This window comes from Streptomyces sp. NPDC031049, assembly GCF_055571015.1.
The window spans coordinates 135,066-151,346 of record NZ_JBVIGC010000014.1 but is presented as its reverse complement, the minus strand read 5'-3'; the positions used below and the strand labels follow the sequence as shown (position 1 = coordinate 151,346).

At 70.6% G+C, this 16,281-nt stretch carries 6 protein-coding genes; 3 read left to right on the top strand and 3 right to left on the bottom strand.

Annotated features, from left to right (window positions below; genetic code table 11):
• The first annotated feature begins 2,966 nt into the window (after positions 1-2,966).
• From ACZ45Q_RS23790 to ACZ45Q_RS23780, 3 genes are all read left to right on the top strand, one after another.
• Positions 2,967-12,128, top strand: a complete 9,162-nt coding sequence (locus ACZ45Q_RS23790; protein ID WP_468264724.1) for a toprim domain-containing protein — start codon at positions 2,967-2,969, stop codon at positions 12,126-12,128.
• A gap of 88 nt (positions 12,129-12,216) precedes the next feature.
• Positions 12,217-14,265 carry a hypothetical protein gene (locus ACZ45Q_RS23785; protein WP_468264722.1) on the top strand — a complete coding sequence of 683 codons (2,049 nt, stop codon included), beginning with the start codon at positions 12,217-12,219 and terminating at the stop codon, positions 14,263-14,265.
• A 39-nt stretch (positions 14,266-14,304) separates the two neighbouring features.
• Positions 14,305-14,514, top strand: coding sequence for a hypothetical protein (locus tag ACZ45Q_RS23780; RefSeq protein ID WP_468264720.1), 210 nt, complete (start codon positions 14,305-14,307; stop codon positions 14,512-14,514).
• A gap of 744 nt (positions 14,515-15,258) precedes the next feature.
• Here the strand turns inward: ACZ45Q_RS23780 and ACZ45Q_RS23775 are convergent.
• The 3 genes from ACZ45Q_RS23775 to ACZ45Q_RS23765 form a co-directional block, all read right to left on the bottom strand.
• On the bottom strand, positions 15,259-15,381 hold the full coding sequence (locus tag ACZ45Q_RS23775) for a hypothetical protein (RefSeq protein ID WP_468264718.1): 123 nt from the start codon (positions 15,379-15,381) through the stop codon (positions 15,259-15,261).
• Positions 15,382-15,392: 11 nt separating this feature from the next.
• A complete protein-coding gene (locus ACZ45Q_RS23770) occupies positions 15,393-15,737 on the bottom strand; it encodes a hypothetical protein (protein ID WP_468264716.1) in 345 nt (114 codons plus the stop codon).
• A gap of 63 nt (positions 15,738-15,800) precedes the next feature.
• Complete coding sequence (locus ACZ45Q_RS23765; RefSeq protein WP_468264714.1) at positions 15,801-15,998, bottom strand: hypothetical protein; 198 nt, start codon at positions 15,996-15,998, stop codon at positions 15,801-15,803.
• Between the last annotated feature and the right edge of the window lie 283 nt (positions 15,999-16,281).

Genomic DNA, 16,281 nt, shown 5'->3' with positions numbered 1-16,281 from the left:
TCGGGGGCATGGACCGCCTGGGGGAATCGGCGACCAATTTTCCGGGCCGCGCATCCCCCCAGGCGGGAGGGGCACAGGGAGGCGGCGCCCTCGAACGCCCGTGATCCCTAGCGTCGAGAGGCACTCGATCTGCCCCAGGGACTGCAGGCGGCCCGGCCGCCACCCGTGATCGTCAACGAGGTGACGAATTGGCCACCGCCCCGGAGGAATTCCCGGTCCCGCCCCGCAGCGCAGCAGGCGGCTGGGGAGACGAGGACGCCCCCTCCACGCCTGACGCTGCCGCCGAAGGGTGGACGGACGCGGACGATGCGCCCCAGGTTCTTCCTACCGAGGCAGGAAGGGCCGTGGAGGAGGAACCTCCGTCGGGTCTGGCGGTGCCTGGCGAGGACCCGGGTTGGTCTGCTGCGCACGACGCTCCCCGGGTGCTGCCCCCTGAACAGACCGCCGGGGGAACCGCAGGTCCCGCCACCGTGAGCGGTGGCAGCGGTGCGTGGGCAGACGAGGACGTCCCCTCCGCTCTCGGTGCTGTTGCCGAGGGATGGGCGAGTCACGAGGATGCCCCGCGCGTGCTGGACACGGCGGCGACGCAGCAGGTGTCCCCCGCCGCAGGCTCAGCGGTTGGTTGGACGGGGGACGAGGAACCGCCGTCGGGCCTGGCCGTTGCCGATGAGGCTGGCCTCTGGTCTGCCTCGGACGACGTACCACGGGTCCTGGCATCCGAGTACGACGACGCAGGGGAAGCAGTCGGTCCCGCCGTGGGCACGACTGCCGCCGAAGCGTGGAGCCAGGGGGATGCGCCCTCCGCGTTTGGCGCTGTTGCCGAGGGATGGGCGAGCGACGACGACGCCCCGCGCGTCTTGGACATGTCCGTGCCTCGGACTGTTCGGGAAACCGGCTGGACGGCGAGCGAGGAACCTCCCTCCGGACTGGCACATGCTGATGCGCATCCGGGATGGTTGGCCACGGAGCATGCACCTCGCCCGCTGGCACCCGAGCACGACGCGGGTGAAGTAGTCGGTCCGGCCGCCCCGAGCAGTGGGGACGGCGGGTGGGGTGATGAGGACGCTCCCTCTGCCCTCAGCGCGATGGCCGAGGGAGGGGGGAGCGGTGATGACGCCCCACGCGTCCTGCAGAGACCCGCGACGGATCCTGCCGTCCCGGCTGCGCCAGGTCTGGGCTGGACAGCGGATCAAGAACCGCCGGCAGGGCTGGCGCTCCCCGACGCGGCCCCCGGTTGGTCTGCAGCCGACGATGCGCCTCGCGTTCTCGCACCCGGGCAGGACGGCGCGTGGGGTGACGAGGACGCCCCCTCTGCCCTCAGCGCGATGCCCGAGGGATGGGGGAGCGATGATGACGCCCCGCGTGTTCTGGACGCATCCACGGCGGCGCCGGCTTCCCCGAGCACACCCGATGCGGGGTGGACCGCGGAGGGAGAGGTGCCGTCCGGGTTGGCAGTCCCGGCACCGGCTGCGGGCTGGTCGGCAACGGACGACGTCCCGCGTGTCCTCGCACCTGAGCGCGACGCTGGGCAGGCCGACGGTTCAGCCGACACCACCAGCGGGGACGGGGCGTGGCAGGAGGATGCTCCGTCGGCGCTCGATGCCGTAGCCGCGGGCTGGTCCGCAGCCGACGATGCCCCCCGCGTTCTCGCACCCGGGGGGGACGCCGTGGCGGCGGACGGTCCAGCCGTCCGTCCCGGCGCAGACGGGGCCTGGGGTGATGAGGACGCGCCCTCGGCTCTTGGCGCTGTGGCCAATGGGTGGGCGAGTAGCCAGGACATACCGCGCGTCCTGGACCAGTCCGCCACGGAGACGACATCCCCGACTGCGCCTGGCCCTGGTTGGGCGGTGAGCGAGGAACCGCCGTCAGGCTTGACCGTTCCCGAGGTGGCCCCGGGGTGGTCCGCAGCAGACGATGCTCCTCGCGTTCTCGCGTCCGGGCATAACGCTGGGGAAACAGACGGTCCCGCCGTGACGAGCGGCCCGGGCGGCGCATGGAGTGACGAAGGCGCCCCCTCGGCTCTTAGCCCCGTGACCGCCGAGGGGTGGGGGAGTGACCAGGACGCCCCGCGCGTCCTCGACGCATCCCCAAAGGGGCCCTTCGCCCCGACGACGCCCGGCCCGGATTGGCCAGCGGGACAAGAGCCGCCGTCGGGGCTGGTGGTTCCGGACCCGGTTGCGGGCTGGTCCGCGACAGACGACGTTCCTCGGGTACTCGCGTTCGGGCAGGACGGCGGGGAAGTGGGCGGCCCCGCCGGCACGAACAGCGCGGGGGATGCTTGGGGTGAGGAGGACGCACCTTCGGCTCTTGGCGCTGTGGCCGAGGGGTGGGCGAGCGGCGAGGACGCGCCGCGTGTGTTGGACATGTCCGCTGCGGAGCCGGATTCCATGATTGCGGCCGGTTCCGGATGGACGGCGGAGGAGGAACCGCCGTCCGGGTTGGCCACCCCTGCATCAGCCCCGGGCAGGTCCGCAGACGACGACGTGTCTCGCGTCCCGGCCTCCGTACACAGACCTCCGAACGGACCCGAATACTCCAACCTGGCCGGTCAGGACCGGTCCATCGGCGCCCGCACTACAGCCCAGACGAATGGTCGTGCGGCCGCTGGGACTCCCCGAACCGCAGCGCACAGCCCTCGCAGCACTGGCAGCCAGGGCACGGACGCCGACGCACGCGGTGACCCAGACGCACCCGCCCGCACCACCGCGCCCGGGCCTGCCGACGGCGACATCCCCGGACCCAACATCCCCAGAAGTCGCCCCGCGCCACCTGACGCTGCCACAGCAGCCCCTTTGCCGACAGAAGAGGCGAAAGGGGAGGCCCCGCCCGCGCTCGAGGAACCGCCTAGGCATCCCACGACGGACGCGAGTAACGAGACGCCCCGCGCCTTCGACACCAAGCCGGATAGGCAGGGCACCGCGCCGAAGCAGCAAGCCGACGCCCAGCAGACGCAGTACACCACACCCATGTCCACAGGCACCGGGGAGGCGAGCGACGTGCCCTTGGCTCTGGGCCAGGGGGCGGAGAAATACGACGAAGAACGCCACATCGCAGCCCTCTTGGACGTAGCCGACCGAGCCTTCCGGTACGCGGACGAAGCAGCTGATGGGGCGCAGCGCGCTGCGTCGCGGTCCTCGACCCGCAACGAGGAGCGCTTGGAGAAGGTGATGCACGCCGCTCACGCCCACTGGCTTGATGCCGAGCGCCATCACGGCAGAGCGCGGGAGGCGCACGCCGACGGCCAGAAGTCGCGGCTGGAGTACCACGTGACCGAGGTGATCAGCGCAGCAGTGGAGACCCAGCGGGCGGCGGGCGTCGCCACTACCGCAGATGCCCTGAAGGAGGTTCTCGAAGGGCTCAAGCCCGCTACCGAGCAAGCCCGACTGGCGGAAGCGCGGGCACAGCTGGAGGCGGAGCTCGACGAGCTGAAGGCGGAGGAAGACAGGCAACTGACCGCTGTGACACGCATGGAGGCAGCCAGCCGTGAGCGGCTGCAACGCGTTCGGTGGCGTGCCGAGAGCGCGGTGCCCGAACTGGGCTGGTGGCCGGCACTCGCCCAGGACATGGCTCATGCGTACCAAGGTCGCCTGTGGCTGGACGAGACCGGCACCCCGCGTCTGCTGAAGAAGACTGCTGACAGTGGCGTCGTGGCAGGACGGAAGGTGAACGCTGATCGGGTTGCGATGCTGCGCGCGGCCGGGTTCCTGGTGACGGGTACGGACAGTGAGACCTCGACGCCCTTGCACCCCTCGGGCATGGGGCGAGAAGCGTTGTACCTCGCGACGCTGTATCCGGAGGGGCTGCACGCGGATGCACGCACCGCCTACGAGGTGCGGTATCAGGCGTCGCGTCGGCCGTGGATGAACAACGAGGAACGCAAGTCGGCGGCGCGGCGTCTGCCGCCCTTGGACCCCCACGCGATGCGGGCTGTCCGTGAGAAGCCGGTGCTCTTGGAGGATGACCAGGTCCCCCAGATCAGCACGGAGATTGTCGCCCGGCACGCGGACATGGCGGAGCTGGCGCAGCGGTTCGGGCGCTGGGCGGCGATGAGCCGTGGCGAGATGGTCGACGCCATCCAAGCCCCCGGCGCGGCTGGAGCCCAGGAGCCGGAAGCGTTTGCCGGCGGAGCGGGGCCGGATAACGTCGGTGAAGAGGAGCTTGCTCCTGCGGCGCCCTTGAGTGAACTGCCGCCGCCGGACCAGAACGCCCCACTGTCGGGCACAACCTCTTCTGCCATGTCTCCCGATGAGGCGAGCGAAGGTACACCTCCCACCGCTCAGGCCGGCCCGAGCGCCGAGAACAACCCACTCGTCCCCGACGAGACGCCCGCGCAACCTCTCAACCAGGAGTCCGGCGACCCAGCCGCGGAACCGGAGGGCTGGTCGGCCGACGTTCCCTCCGCCCTGACCGAGGCCTCCTCGGTCGCATCCGGGGACGACGAAGTCCCCGCAGCGCTCCCCGTAGCGCCTGGTTCGCAGGACGAGCCTGCCCCCGAACCGGCGGTCACCCCTGCTGTTCATGCTCTACCGGCTCCCGGCGAATCCGTCCCGGCCACTGGCCCGGCGCCGACCGCCGACGAGACTGGTGAGGAGGCCGAGGCACAGGCCACCGATTTCGAGGCACGCTGGCGCGAACGGCTTGCACAGAACGCAGCAGCAGGCGAAGCCCTTGGGATCGACCCGAGCGCGGGGGAGAGCTTCGAGGGGTACGCCGGCCGGCTCGACGGCGACTACGACATCACCCTGCCGAGCGGGCGGTACTGCTATCGCACACCAGGGTTTACCCGCAAGAAGTACAGCGTCCGGTACATCCCCGATCCGACCCGCGACTGGGAATCGAAGCAGATCGGAACAGTCAGCCGCGAGCGCGACATCATGCCCATGGTGCGCAAGCACGCCGCCAAGCATGCCGATCAGCGCGACCCGCTCACGGTCGAACTGAACGAGCACGAGCAAAAGGCCCTGGCCGACGTGGCCCGCGGGATCATCTCCCGCTCCCTGGGCGAGTGGTACCGCCACAACCCCGAGGGCAGGGGCAACGCGCCCACCTACGACCGGACGACACACGCCTTGTGGACGCTGAGCGCGCTCGGCCTCATCCAGGTCCCCCCCGCCCGGCCTGACCACCCCGACGACCGCTTCGCGCGGCTCTCCGAGCTCGGTGAGCAGCGATGGAACGGGCTGCACAGCAAGCCGCTCACCGACACGGTCCAGCCGGACATCCAGGGACAGACCGCACTGTTCGCCGCGCCAGGTTCGGCTACGACGCCAGCGCCCGACGACCAGGCCTCCGAGACGGTGGAAGCCTCCCCCTCAATGGGCGAAACGGACACGGCTCTTCCGCGGTACTCCAGGGAACGCCACCAAGCCCTCGCCGCAATCGCACGCGGCACGATCAGCGTGGTCGACGGCGTGTTCATGCAGACCAACCCGCGACGTCCCACCAAGCGGGCCCCCTCGCAAAAGTACATCCGCGATGTCCTGACCGAGGGGCTAGCAGAAGACGCAGGCGGACAGATCCGACTCTCCGAGCGAGGCTTCAGCTGGTACACCCACCACGAACTCACCCTGCCCGAAGTCCCTCGGGATATCGAAACCGTTGAGCAGGCGCCACTGCCGCCCATCGACTACGCGCCCCTGGGCGCCCTCCCGGTGCCCGAGGAGAGCGGGAGCGCCCCACTGCCACCCGCCCCCGCACCCCTTCGGGACGACTGGCACAAGACTGGCAGGCGGACCAAGAAGGAGATCGAGGAAACCTTCGCCATGGCGGCCGAGGCCGCCGCGCGGGCCGCCCAGTCGACCGCCCGTGACGTCGCGGACCTCACGGCGGGCCCGGACCGCACGTACTGGACCTACCAGTATCCGCTGGCCCAGTACGACGAGAACGCCGCAGCCGCTCTCGAGACGCTGACCGACCCCGTCGCCTTCGAGTACGCCGCCCGCGCCGTACTGAACCTGCGCGCCGCTCTGGAGGAGGCGGGAAAGGAAGCAGCCGACCACTACGTGAGCAACGTCCGCAACCCTCAGTGGAAGACCGCCAAGGGAGTACAGGCGGACGACCTCCACCATGTCCGTGTGCGTGGCATCGTCATCACCTACCTCGACGCCGTCCGTGACCACGCGACAAAGTACGGCCTGGACGCTGAAGCGATCGTCAACGTGCTGGAGGATGCGGCGGGTTGGGCGGGAGAGTTGGTCCCGCTCGGCAACAAGCAAGTCAAGTTCCCGCGGCTGCCCGCGGCGGAACATGTGGCCGAAGCCGCTCAGCATGTGGCCAACCAACTGAGGGCATACGCGCTGGGGGAGACAGACACGGTCGACACCGTGGCCGACCGCCGCGCGACCTGGCGCCTTCTCGAGCCCCGGCCCACCCCGCTCGCACCCACCGGTGAGGCACCCGGCCCGGTTCCCGGCGACAGGGCCCAGGTCGAGGCACCGGCACAACCCGTCCCGGCTGCGTCCGACCAGGTCCGCTCACCTGCTGGGCCGCCTGCGCCCGCACCAGCGGGAGACGGAGAGCCGCTCGATCCATCGGCTGTAGGGCCGCGACACACCGCCGTGGACCCGACGTCCCCCACCCGAGACGGCGCCGCCGGCAGCCAGACGGCAGCACCCCCTGCGGCTGGTGCGAGCACCAGCAGCCCGCAGCCCATCCGCCACGGCCAGGTCCAGCGGGAGCAACCCGCGCGCGAAGAAGACGCGCTGCCGCCGTTGGAGCCGGCACGCACTGACGACGCTGGCGCTCCTGAACCTGCCCTCGACGTCGCTCCGGCCGCCTCGAGCGAGGCCGCGACCGTGGTGGCGCAGGCGCCGGACAAACCGGCCCTGCCGGCGGCGGCCCCTCCAGATGCCGCCGCAGGACGCACGGCCGACAGCGCTCAGGAGCCCGGGCGCGCCGCAGCTGTGCCGGTCGAGGTCACCCCCACCGCCAGTGCAGCGGACGCGGAGCCACCCGGTGTCGATCACGCTGCCTCGGCAGAGCAGTCCGCGGATGAGGTCGACGGCCGGGCGCAGAGCACCGGCCCCGAAGGCGGTAGCAGCCCGCATCCCCAACCGGCCGCAGCGCGTCAGGAGGGCACCTTGGCCACCAGTGCACCGCCGAACTCCTCCGCAGTCGAGCAACCACTCGCCGCCGGCCCGCAGGCGGGCACCGAAACTGCCGCGCCCTACCCAGACGCCGCCGCGTACACGGCTGCCCACCGGGCTCTGCTGCGCGAGCTCGACCAGCACGAACAGTGGCTGTCGGACTCCCCGGCTGCCTCCCGGGCGGCAACGGCTCTGACCGACGTCGACACCCTCGGCGTGCCCGGCCTCACCGGCTTGCTCGCCTTGCAGGCCGTGCTGGGCGCAGACGCCAATGACAGCGGTCAACGCGTGCAGTTGGCACAGCGGTTGGGACACCACATCCATCGCGCGCAACTGACCCTGGCCGAAAACTTCCATGGCCAAGCGGCGCGGACGACCGACACGGCGAAGCTACGCGACTTGCACCAAAAGGCCTTCCAGGGGCAGTTCATCACCTTCGCCCAGCCGACCGAGGACGGCGAGATGGAGCTCGGCCAGTACATCCAGCACCGCGCCCAGAAGGTCGCCCCGCACCCCGACGGCACACCTGACTCGACCGAGCCGATGCACGAAACGGCACAGGAGCCCACCACGATGGCCGTGGACCCCGACGACGACATCCAGATGCCCGTATTCGAGCTTCCCGGCGAGATCCTCATGACCGCCGAGGAGGCGGCGCCGCGTCTGTTCGCCCAGGTGCAGGCCCAGCTGGCCGACGGCGGCGCTGAGGTCACGCTCCTGGCCCACATCCACGGCCGCCCGGTATACGCGCTGGTGAATCGCCCAGCCGAGACGCCCGTGCTCATGCTCGGGCTCACTGCCGTGGACGAAGCAGGCAGCGCGCGGGCCGTCGCCCTCCCGGCCGTCGACCTCGACGCGGTCGATGCGCAGACGCTGCTGGCCGCGGTGACCGCGTGGATGAACGCGAGTGACGGCGGCGGTCGGCCCGTCCTGGACTACATACCCACCACCCCTGCACGAGCTCCGAGCCAGCCGACACCCGCCGAAGCGCCCCAGGCGGCCCCCGGGCCCGCGGCCCTGGCGCCACCCGCGGCGGCGCCGGACACCGCTCAAGAGGCCGCCGTCCCGCCCGTTCCCCCGGCGAAGGAGCCCGTACCCGCCACCGGGGCGGCAGAGCACAAGGGCTCCGACGGCCCCGCCGCGCAGCCCGCAGCGCCCTCGCCCGCCGCCGAGGACCACCAGGCCGTGACGGAGCCGGAAACGGCAGCGGTCGAAACCGCGGCCGCCACCACCGAGACGGACGGGGAGGGACGCCAGGGCAAGGAGCACCCGGAGCAGGACAGCACCAGGCGGACGAGGCCCACCGCCACCCCAGCCGACCCTGTCGACCAGCTCACGGCACTGGCCCGCACTGCCCTCACCGACCTCGGTGTCACGCTGAAGGCAACCGGAGTCCTCATCGCCGAGCGCACCGTCGTGATTACTCTGGAGACCAGCGGAGATGCTGATCGTGACCGCGAGCTCGCGGAGAATCTCCGCCCCATCCTGCACGAGGCAGTACGCGCACACCCCGACAAGACCCTGGCCGCCTACCGCATCGACTTCCAGCACACCCCCCAGGGAGGCCAAGGCGCCCTGCAGGATGACTCTGGCGCTCAGATCGGTGTGCCGCGCGAGCGGCTGATCGCCGCCAACAGAGCGGCCGCCCAGATCTTCGCCGAGCGTCTACGCGACGATCCGAACGCCGAGCTGTCCCGTACCTACCTGACCGACGAACGCCGGCTCCCGGCCGATGTCCAGCAGGAGTGGGGCCTGGGTTACGCCCCCAGCGACCGCGGCGCCGGCCGCTGGGACCTGCTGACCCGCGAGCTGATGGCCCAGGGCTTCAGTGAAGAAGAACTCGTTCACGCAGGCCTCGCCACCACCAGCAGTCGCGGCACGCTCATCGACACGTTCACCGACCGGATCATGTTTCCGATCCACGACGAGAACCAGAACATCCTCGGCTTCAGCGGACGGCGCGTCGACCGGCCTGGCGAGACGGAAGAACAGGCCAAGGAACGCGGGGGACCGAAGTACCTCAACACGTCGAACGACGCGGAGCTCTTCAACAAGAGCGAACTGGTCTTCGGGCTCCACCATCCCGCCCAGGCCGAGGCCCTGGCCAGCAGCAGCGGGCCCCGGGTCAGTGTCGAGGGCTACCTCGACGTGATCGCTGTCGCGCGAGCGGCCGCCACCCTGCCGATCGAGCAGCGGCCCGTCGTCGGTGCCCCGATGGGCACCGCGTTCACCGAACGCCAGCTCACCACGCTGCGAGGCCTCGACCCCGACAATCCGCGCCCCCACATCATGTTCCTGGATGCGGACGACAGCGGCCGCAAGGTGCTGCTCGACAAATGGGACCTGCTGGTGAGGGCCGCAGGGCCCACCACGGTGACTACCGCACCGGATGCCAAGGACGCGGCGAAGCTGTGGGAAGACGGCATCGACGCCGGCGGTGACGGCGCCGCACCCGTGCTACTCGCCCTGGAACAGCGCCAGCCGCTCCTCGACGCCACGGTCGAAGCAGTCCTGGTGAAGAACGCCGACGAGCGCGAGCGAGCCAACCACGCCTTCGACTCCACCAGGTTCTTTCCGCGCACCCGGGCCATCGCAGCCGAGGCCGCCCGCTACATCCACCAGGCGGTCCAGGCCGAAGCCCCCGGTGACACAGTCGCGCTCGAGCAAGCCGCGCTCAGCTGGGCCAAGCGACTTGACCAGGAGTGGAAGATCCCCGGCCACATGACCGCCACAGCCGTGCTCCTCGGCCCCGGCAGGCACCACGAGGACTACGAGAACGAGGTCTACGAACAGGCCCTGGAACTGCTCGCCGCCGACCCCGAGGGCTACTTCGCGAACGACTCCCATGTCCGCAGCCGCCAGTCCGCCGCCGAGGCCACGTCCGTGCCCACCGCGGCAACCTCAGCCGAGGGCGCAGCATCCGCGCCGCCCCGGCCCGGGCAGTGGCCCACTGGGCGCGCCAGCGGCCCCGTCCCCCCGACCGCCTCTGCCGACGAACCGGCAGCCGAGCAGGAGCCGTTGGCGTTCAGCATGATCTTGTCCTCCCCGGTCGAGGGACGGCCAGAGGTCGAGTACACCGACCGCACGGCCGCGGCGTACGCCCTACACGTGGCCGTGCATGACCGCCTCGGTCAGCACACCATCGAGAGCCCCGAGCCCAACCGGCTGCCCGAGCCGCTGAAGCTGGGCACCGTCTACGGCGTCGATCTGAGCACTTCAGGAGACGACCAGACGAGCGACGACCCCACCGTGGTGGTGTGGCTCGGAACTGCTCGGTCCGACTCGCTGCGCATGTCGCACAGCCGCTTCGTGGCGATGAGCGGCCCGGAACTGCTCGCCGCCATCGAGTGGCGCGCCGCTCAGGCCGCCGGACTCCTCGGCACCCCCTTGAGCCAGACCTGGCGCACAGCGGTGCGCAGCATCCTGCCGGCCGCGTTCCCGGCCCAGCCCACCCCCGCCCAGCTCGCTGACCTCCTCGACACGATCGCCCAAGGCCCCGACGGCAACCAGGAGCACACCAGGCGCCGTGCCGAACAGGCCCTCTCCGCGTACACGGCCGGACACCCCGACCTGGCTCTGGACGTCCTGGCGGCCGACGATCACATCTGGGTCCTGCGCAACGACGGCTCCTGGACTCAGGAAGAGGCCACACAGCAGACCTGGGAGGAGCTCGACAACGGGTTCAGCCAGGAGGCAGTCGAACTCGCCGACATCACCCGCGCCGCCGCTGAACTTCCGCCCGCCGACGAGACACCGATGGCGGCCGATCTCACCGTCGCCCACCACAGTGCGCACGAAGCCCTCGCCGCCCTGCGCCCATACTCCATCGGCCTGCCCGGCACTCTCTACGAGAAAATCACCGACCTGGTGGCCCAGATGGATGCCGGCGAGCCCGCGATGCGCCGACTGCACGGCCCCGGCGGCGAACAGCTGATGAACCGGGCCAAGAGGTGCGTCGTCCGCATCCTCGAGGGACTCGCCACCGTCGCCTCCAAGATCCGGCTCACCGGCCTGGGTAACCGTCTGGAACGCACCGTTGCCCGCCTGCGCGGCCAAGACCCGGACGAGCACACTGTCCCGCGCGCGGTGCGTACCGACCGGCGCATGCAGGACCTCTCCCACATCGAGCGCGACCTCGAACGCCGTATGGCGTCCCCCACCACCACGCTCGCCGAGCGCGGTGAACTCCAGGAACAGTGGATCATCAACCGGGCACGCTGGCGTGCCCGCTACGAACAACTCGACGGCCAGCCTCCGGGCGGGGACTTCCTGCCCGACAACGGCCTGGTCGCGGGAGCCCCGCCCGTCCCGAACCTGATCGCCGCACACGAACTGCTGCTGGACCGGCTCGCCGTCCGCGTCGCCGAACTGCGCGACACCGACCCGCACACCGGCGAGGACGCCAACCCCTACGAGCCCACCGCCGACCTCCTCAGCGGTGTCGCATGGGCCTACCAGCAGCGTCTGATCGGCATCGTGCCCACCGGCGACGACCCGCAAGGTCCCATTTCCCCGGCCCAGTTGCGGCAGGCCGCCCTGACGGTCACCGCCCACCAGAACGCCTCCCCGCTCACCCTGCGGCGCACCATGAACGTCACCGCCGAGCGGGCCGACCGACTCCTGCACCGTCTGGAGGAGCGGCAGATCCTCGGCCCCTACCGGGCTGACGCACCGCGCACCGTCTTGGCCCGCGCCGCCGACATCGATACCCTCCTCGCCCGGCCGGCAACCCCGACCGGCCCCCGCACCCCACCCGCCGAAACCGCCCCCGCCCCGACCGCGAAAAGCCCCGCCCCTACATCGGCGGACGCTCCGCAGGCGGAGGTCGACGACCTCGTCATGGCCCGGCTCCGCGAACTCGTAAGCAAGATCATCGCCGACAAGGAGACGCGCAGCGTGACCAGTGGCGAGTCCGACCCGGACGACGGCGCCGCGCCTGCATCCCGTGTGCGCAAGAACCTGCGCAAGACCGCACACCAGGAAGCCGAAGGCAACGCCCTCGCCGCAGGTCAGTCCACCTCACTCGCACAAAGCCAGTCCTGACGCGGAGACCGTGATGACGACACCGACCCCACTGCAGACCGAACCGACTCCACCCGTTCCGAAGTTGTCCTCCGACGTGACTGCGGGCATGAACGCCGAAGCACTCGTACGCTACGCGCGCCTGGTCAATCTCCAGCACGGGATGCGCCGTGCCCGGGCGCTGGATGCCGCGGATGCGCCTCCAGAGGCGGGTCCCCGCGACCTGGCGGGCCTCGACGCAGCGATGGCTGCCGCGCAGGACAGCCAGGCCTTCTACTTCAGCCACCCCGACTGGCACGCCATACGCGACATCCGCCAGCAGGTCGACGACGTACTGGCACGCCTCAACGAACAGGCGGCGATCACTCCCCAGACCGCAGTCCAGGCCGCCAAGATCACCACGCTGGCGGCGAGCCTCATCGCCCGCCACGCCGCCAAGGTCAGCGCCCACCTCGACAAGTGGGAGCAGCGCAACACGGCAGGCGGACAGGCCATGCGCACCCTCACCCGAGTCGCTGAGGACCACGCGGCCCGGGCCTCCGGGCTCGACTCAGTAGAGGCCCTGGACAGTCCGCGGCTGCTGATTGCGCACGTCCACAAGCTCAACCGTGAGCTGCGTAGCGCCGAGCCGGACGACCCCGAGACGGACCTCGGCCTGGACGATGCGGACGACCCGGAGTTGGAGAGCGCGCTGTCCACCGGCGCCAAGACCGACCCGGAACTTGCCGAGGCGTCCCAGCTGATGGCCGCCCTGACTGAGATGGCAGGCCGGGCTCGGCGTGCCGGACACCGCCTCACCCTCGACGTGCGCCTGCACGGAATGGTGGAGACCGCTCAGCTCCGCGGCTTCGAGATGATCTCGGGTATCGCGCGGACCGTCATGCGACGCTACGACAACCAGGGCCAGGGCACCTCCGGACGCCGCAACATCGCCGCCATGGTCCTGCACTACGCAGAGCAGCGCCTGGAGCGCATGCGCGGCTCCCTCGGCGCGGAGGAGCAGCGGGACTTCGGCCACTACGAGGCGGAGCCGCCCGAGCGGTACCTGGACGCGCTCTTCGAAGAGTCACGCACGGCCGTCCAAGAGCTGCGAGCCAAGCACATCACCCCCCAGGACCGCACGGACGCGCAGATCCGTTTCCTCCTCGCTCAGAAGGAGATCGCCGCCGCCGGACCCGATGGCGACCCGGACTGGGGCACTCAGCCCCAATACTCACCCTTCGAGTACGTCGCCGGCATGAAGACCGACACTCCGGTGGAAACCCGCCTCGCCCTCATTGACGCACTGCGCCGCCGGGTAGAGAACAACCCCTTCCACCGAGACGCCCATTTCCTCAACAAGGTCGCTGACCGCTTCGCCCAGGAGATCGCTGGACCGCCCGAACTCACCGCCCGCGCCCTGGCAGCCGACCTCAGTGCCGACCAGGTCCGCGCCGTGGCTGCGCACCTGGTCGAGAAGGGAACGGTCGCCTCACCGCTCGCACTGAGCGAGACCGCCGAGCTGGACCTCACCCACGCGCAGGCGGAACGGGCCCTGGCCGTGCTCCAGGCCCTCAATATGGTCGGCCCGCCCAACGGTCTCAAGCCGCGCGAGACCCTGACCGTCTCTCGCAAAGACCTGCCCCCCCAACTGGAGTTGCTTGAGCAGCGCCTGCCGAATCTGCTCGAAATGCAGAAGGGCGCTGCGGCCATCTCCGCATCCGCAGCACCCGAGGCACCGGCACCAGCGCTGGCCGTGCAGCCGGAAGCCGTCCCGGCGCCCGAAGCCGCCGCCCCCTCACCGGCCCCCGTCGAGCCGGAACAGAACGTGGCACCGGCTGCACCCGCGTCATCTGCGCCCGCCGAGCCGGCCCCGGCGGCCAGGGCGCGCGCACTTCCGCGCCGGGACCGCACGGTCGAGCGGCGCCACCCGGGCAACCTCACGGCTCGGCCGGCGCCGCGAGCGGAGACCGCGAGCGACCAAGATCTCGCCAAGCTGTTCGAGGGCCAGGCGGACCGACTTCTGGAGGCGAGCCAGAAGCTGATGGCCGGGACCGAAGCCCGCGCGGCCGCCCATCCAGCACCCGCCGAGACCACGCCCGCCAAGAACCCCAACGCGGACGAAGCACAGCACCACGCCCAGCAACCCCAGCAGAACGTCGGCGTCGGCATCCGCTGACAGCCCACGTACGGAACCGGACACGGAGGGACGCCCCGAATGGCCCACGAACAGCACGCCGAGCACACGCGGCTGGCGCAGTTGCGCCAGCTCGACGAGCAACGCCGCACGCGAAAGGTCGCGGAGGACCTCCGGCTGAGGCAGCAAGAACGCCAGTACCAGGACGAAGCGGCCATGGCCGCGGCGCCTGCCGCCGAGGAGCAGCGCTACGCGCAGCTGCCCCGGCACTCCCACACCGGCATCCGCTGACCTGGGCGGCAGAGCCGCGCCCCCACCACACGGCTCTGCCCGGCCGCCCCCGTAGCTCGCGTACTCAGTTCAGAGAAGGGGGCCCCGCCGTGTGGCCGGGGCTCTTCGCTTGGTTCCCGTATCTGTGAGGAAGCAGCCCTCACTTACGGGGGCTGCCGTCCTGGTCAGGGGCGGTAGTCGGGGGATGCGACCCAGCGCGACATGGCCTCGTAGGCGTCGATCGATGGCACTGGGGTCGAACCGGCCGCACCGCTGTTGGATCAACTTGCCGAGCTGGTCGTAGGCGTGGGCCGCTCCGCGGGCGTCGCCGCTCTTGCCGAGCGCTTCGGCGGCGGCCGTGCGTTGCTGGATCTTGTCCGGGGTAAGGGGGTCGGTGGGCATGGGTGAACTCCCGGCGGTGGGTGTTGGCTCGTGTGTGGCCCGGTCAGGGCAGGAAATGCGTGTACGCGGCTCCGAAGATGCGGGTGAACTCGGTGTACATGGCGTCGGCCTTCTCTTCGGCGGCCAGAGCGCCGGGGCCGCTCGCGCCGAGGGGCGGGCCGCCGCCCTTCGGACGGTGCGGTGCGGGTCACCGTTGGGCCTCCGTCCCGAACACGATGAGGGCCCGGAAAGGCTAGACGGCTACTCCGGTACGTGCGATCGTCCGCCGGCGTGAGGGGCGGTCTGTGGAGGGTGTGGCGCCATGCGCTCATCTGCCGACCGCTGTAGGTCGTGGGCCTGGCTGAGGAGTTTGAGGAACGCCCCTCACCGGATGGCCTCTCCCCGCAGCTTGGCGACGATCGGGTACGCCGCGCTGTTGATCCAGTCGACCAGCCAGCGCACGGAGTGCTGCGCGTCGAGCGCGAGGCTGCGCCCGCTGATCACCATGGGCCCGAGAACTAGCCGGTGATCTCCCTGCGCACGGTCACCGTGGCGAGTACCTGGGGGCAGCGGTCATCGTCGGTAAACGCGTACCGGTCGTTCTTCCTCGTCGTGGTGCTCCAGTGTGACCCGCGTGAGGTCGGGGCGGTGGCGGACGTATCCGGGGGCCATGACCGGCGGTGTGGCGACGTGCCAGGCGGCGGCTGCGAACTCCGCCGGCGGGAGCGGGTGTCGGGCTCGTCGTACTCGTGGAACGAGTCGAGCCTGTCGGCGAGGTAGGCGCCGACTCGGGATTGCTCGTCGGTCGTTTGGTCCTTGTCGTCGGCATACGAGAGGAGGTACGGCGACCATGCGATGGTCACGGCTGGGGTGTCCTTCCTGTGGGTGGTATTGCTGCCCCCCGCTGACACCCGGCGCCGGTCAGCTCAGTGCATGACGTCCAACAGGGTGGCGATGATCCAGAGAGCGACGAGGATGCCGAGCAGTTTCAGGCCGCCGCCCGCGAACTCGCCCAAGCCGACTCGCTGAGCGTCCGAGACGAGTTCCTCACCGAACGGGGCCGCGCCGTCGTGGCGCGCGTTCCGGTGGTCGGCCTGGATCTCCTCTGCGTTCCTGCGCCCCATCCACGGCCATTCCTGCTGGCAGGTGCCGCACCTGTATCGCCACGCCATCCCAACTCCGTGTGTCGTTACCTGGGTTGGCTGAGACGGTACAGGGGTTCGGAGCGCGCGGAGACGGTTGCGCCGGTAGATGGGCCGGTAGATGGCGGGTAGACGAGGTAGATGAGATCCGTAGATGTGCAGGTCGGAGGCTTGTAGACGGGCTTAGTAGATGGCCCGAAGGGGCCCTGGGCGGGGGAGGAGAGGGGCGGCTTGAGAGCGGGCACGGCACACCCCCGCCGGGAGT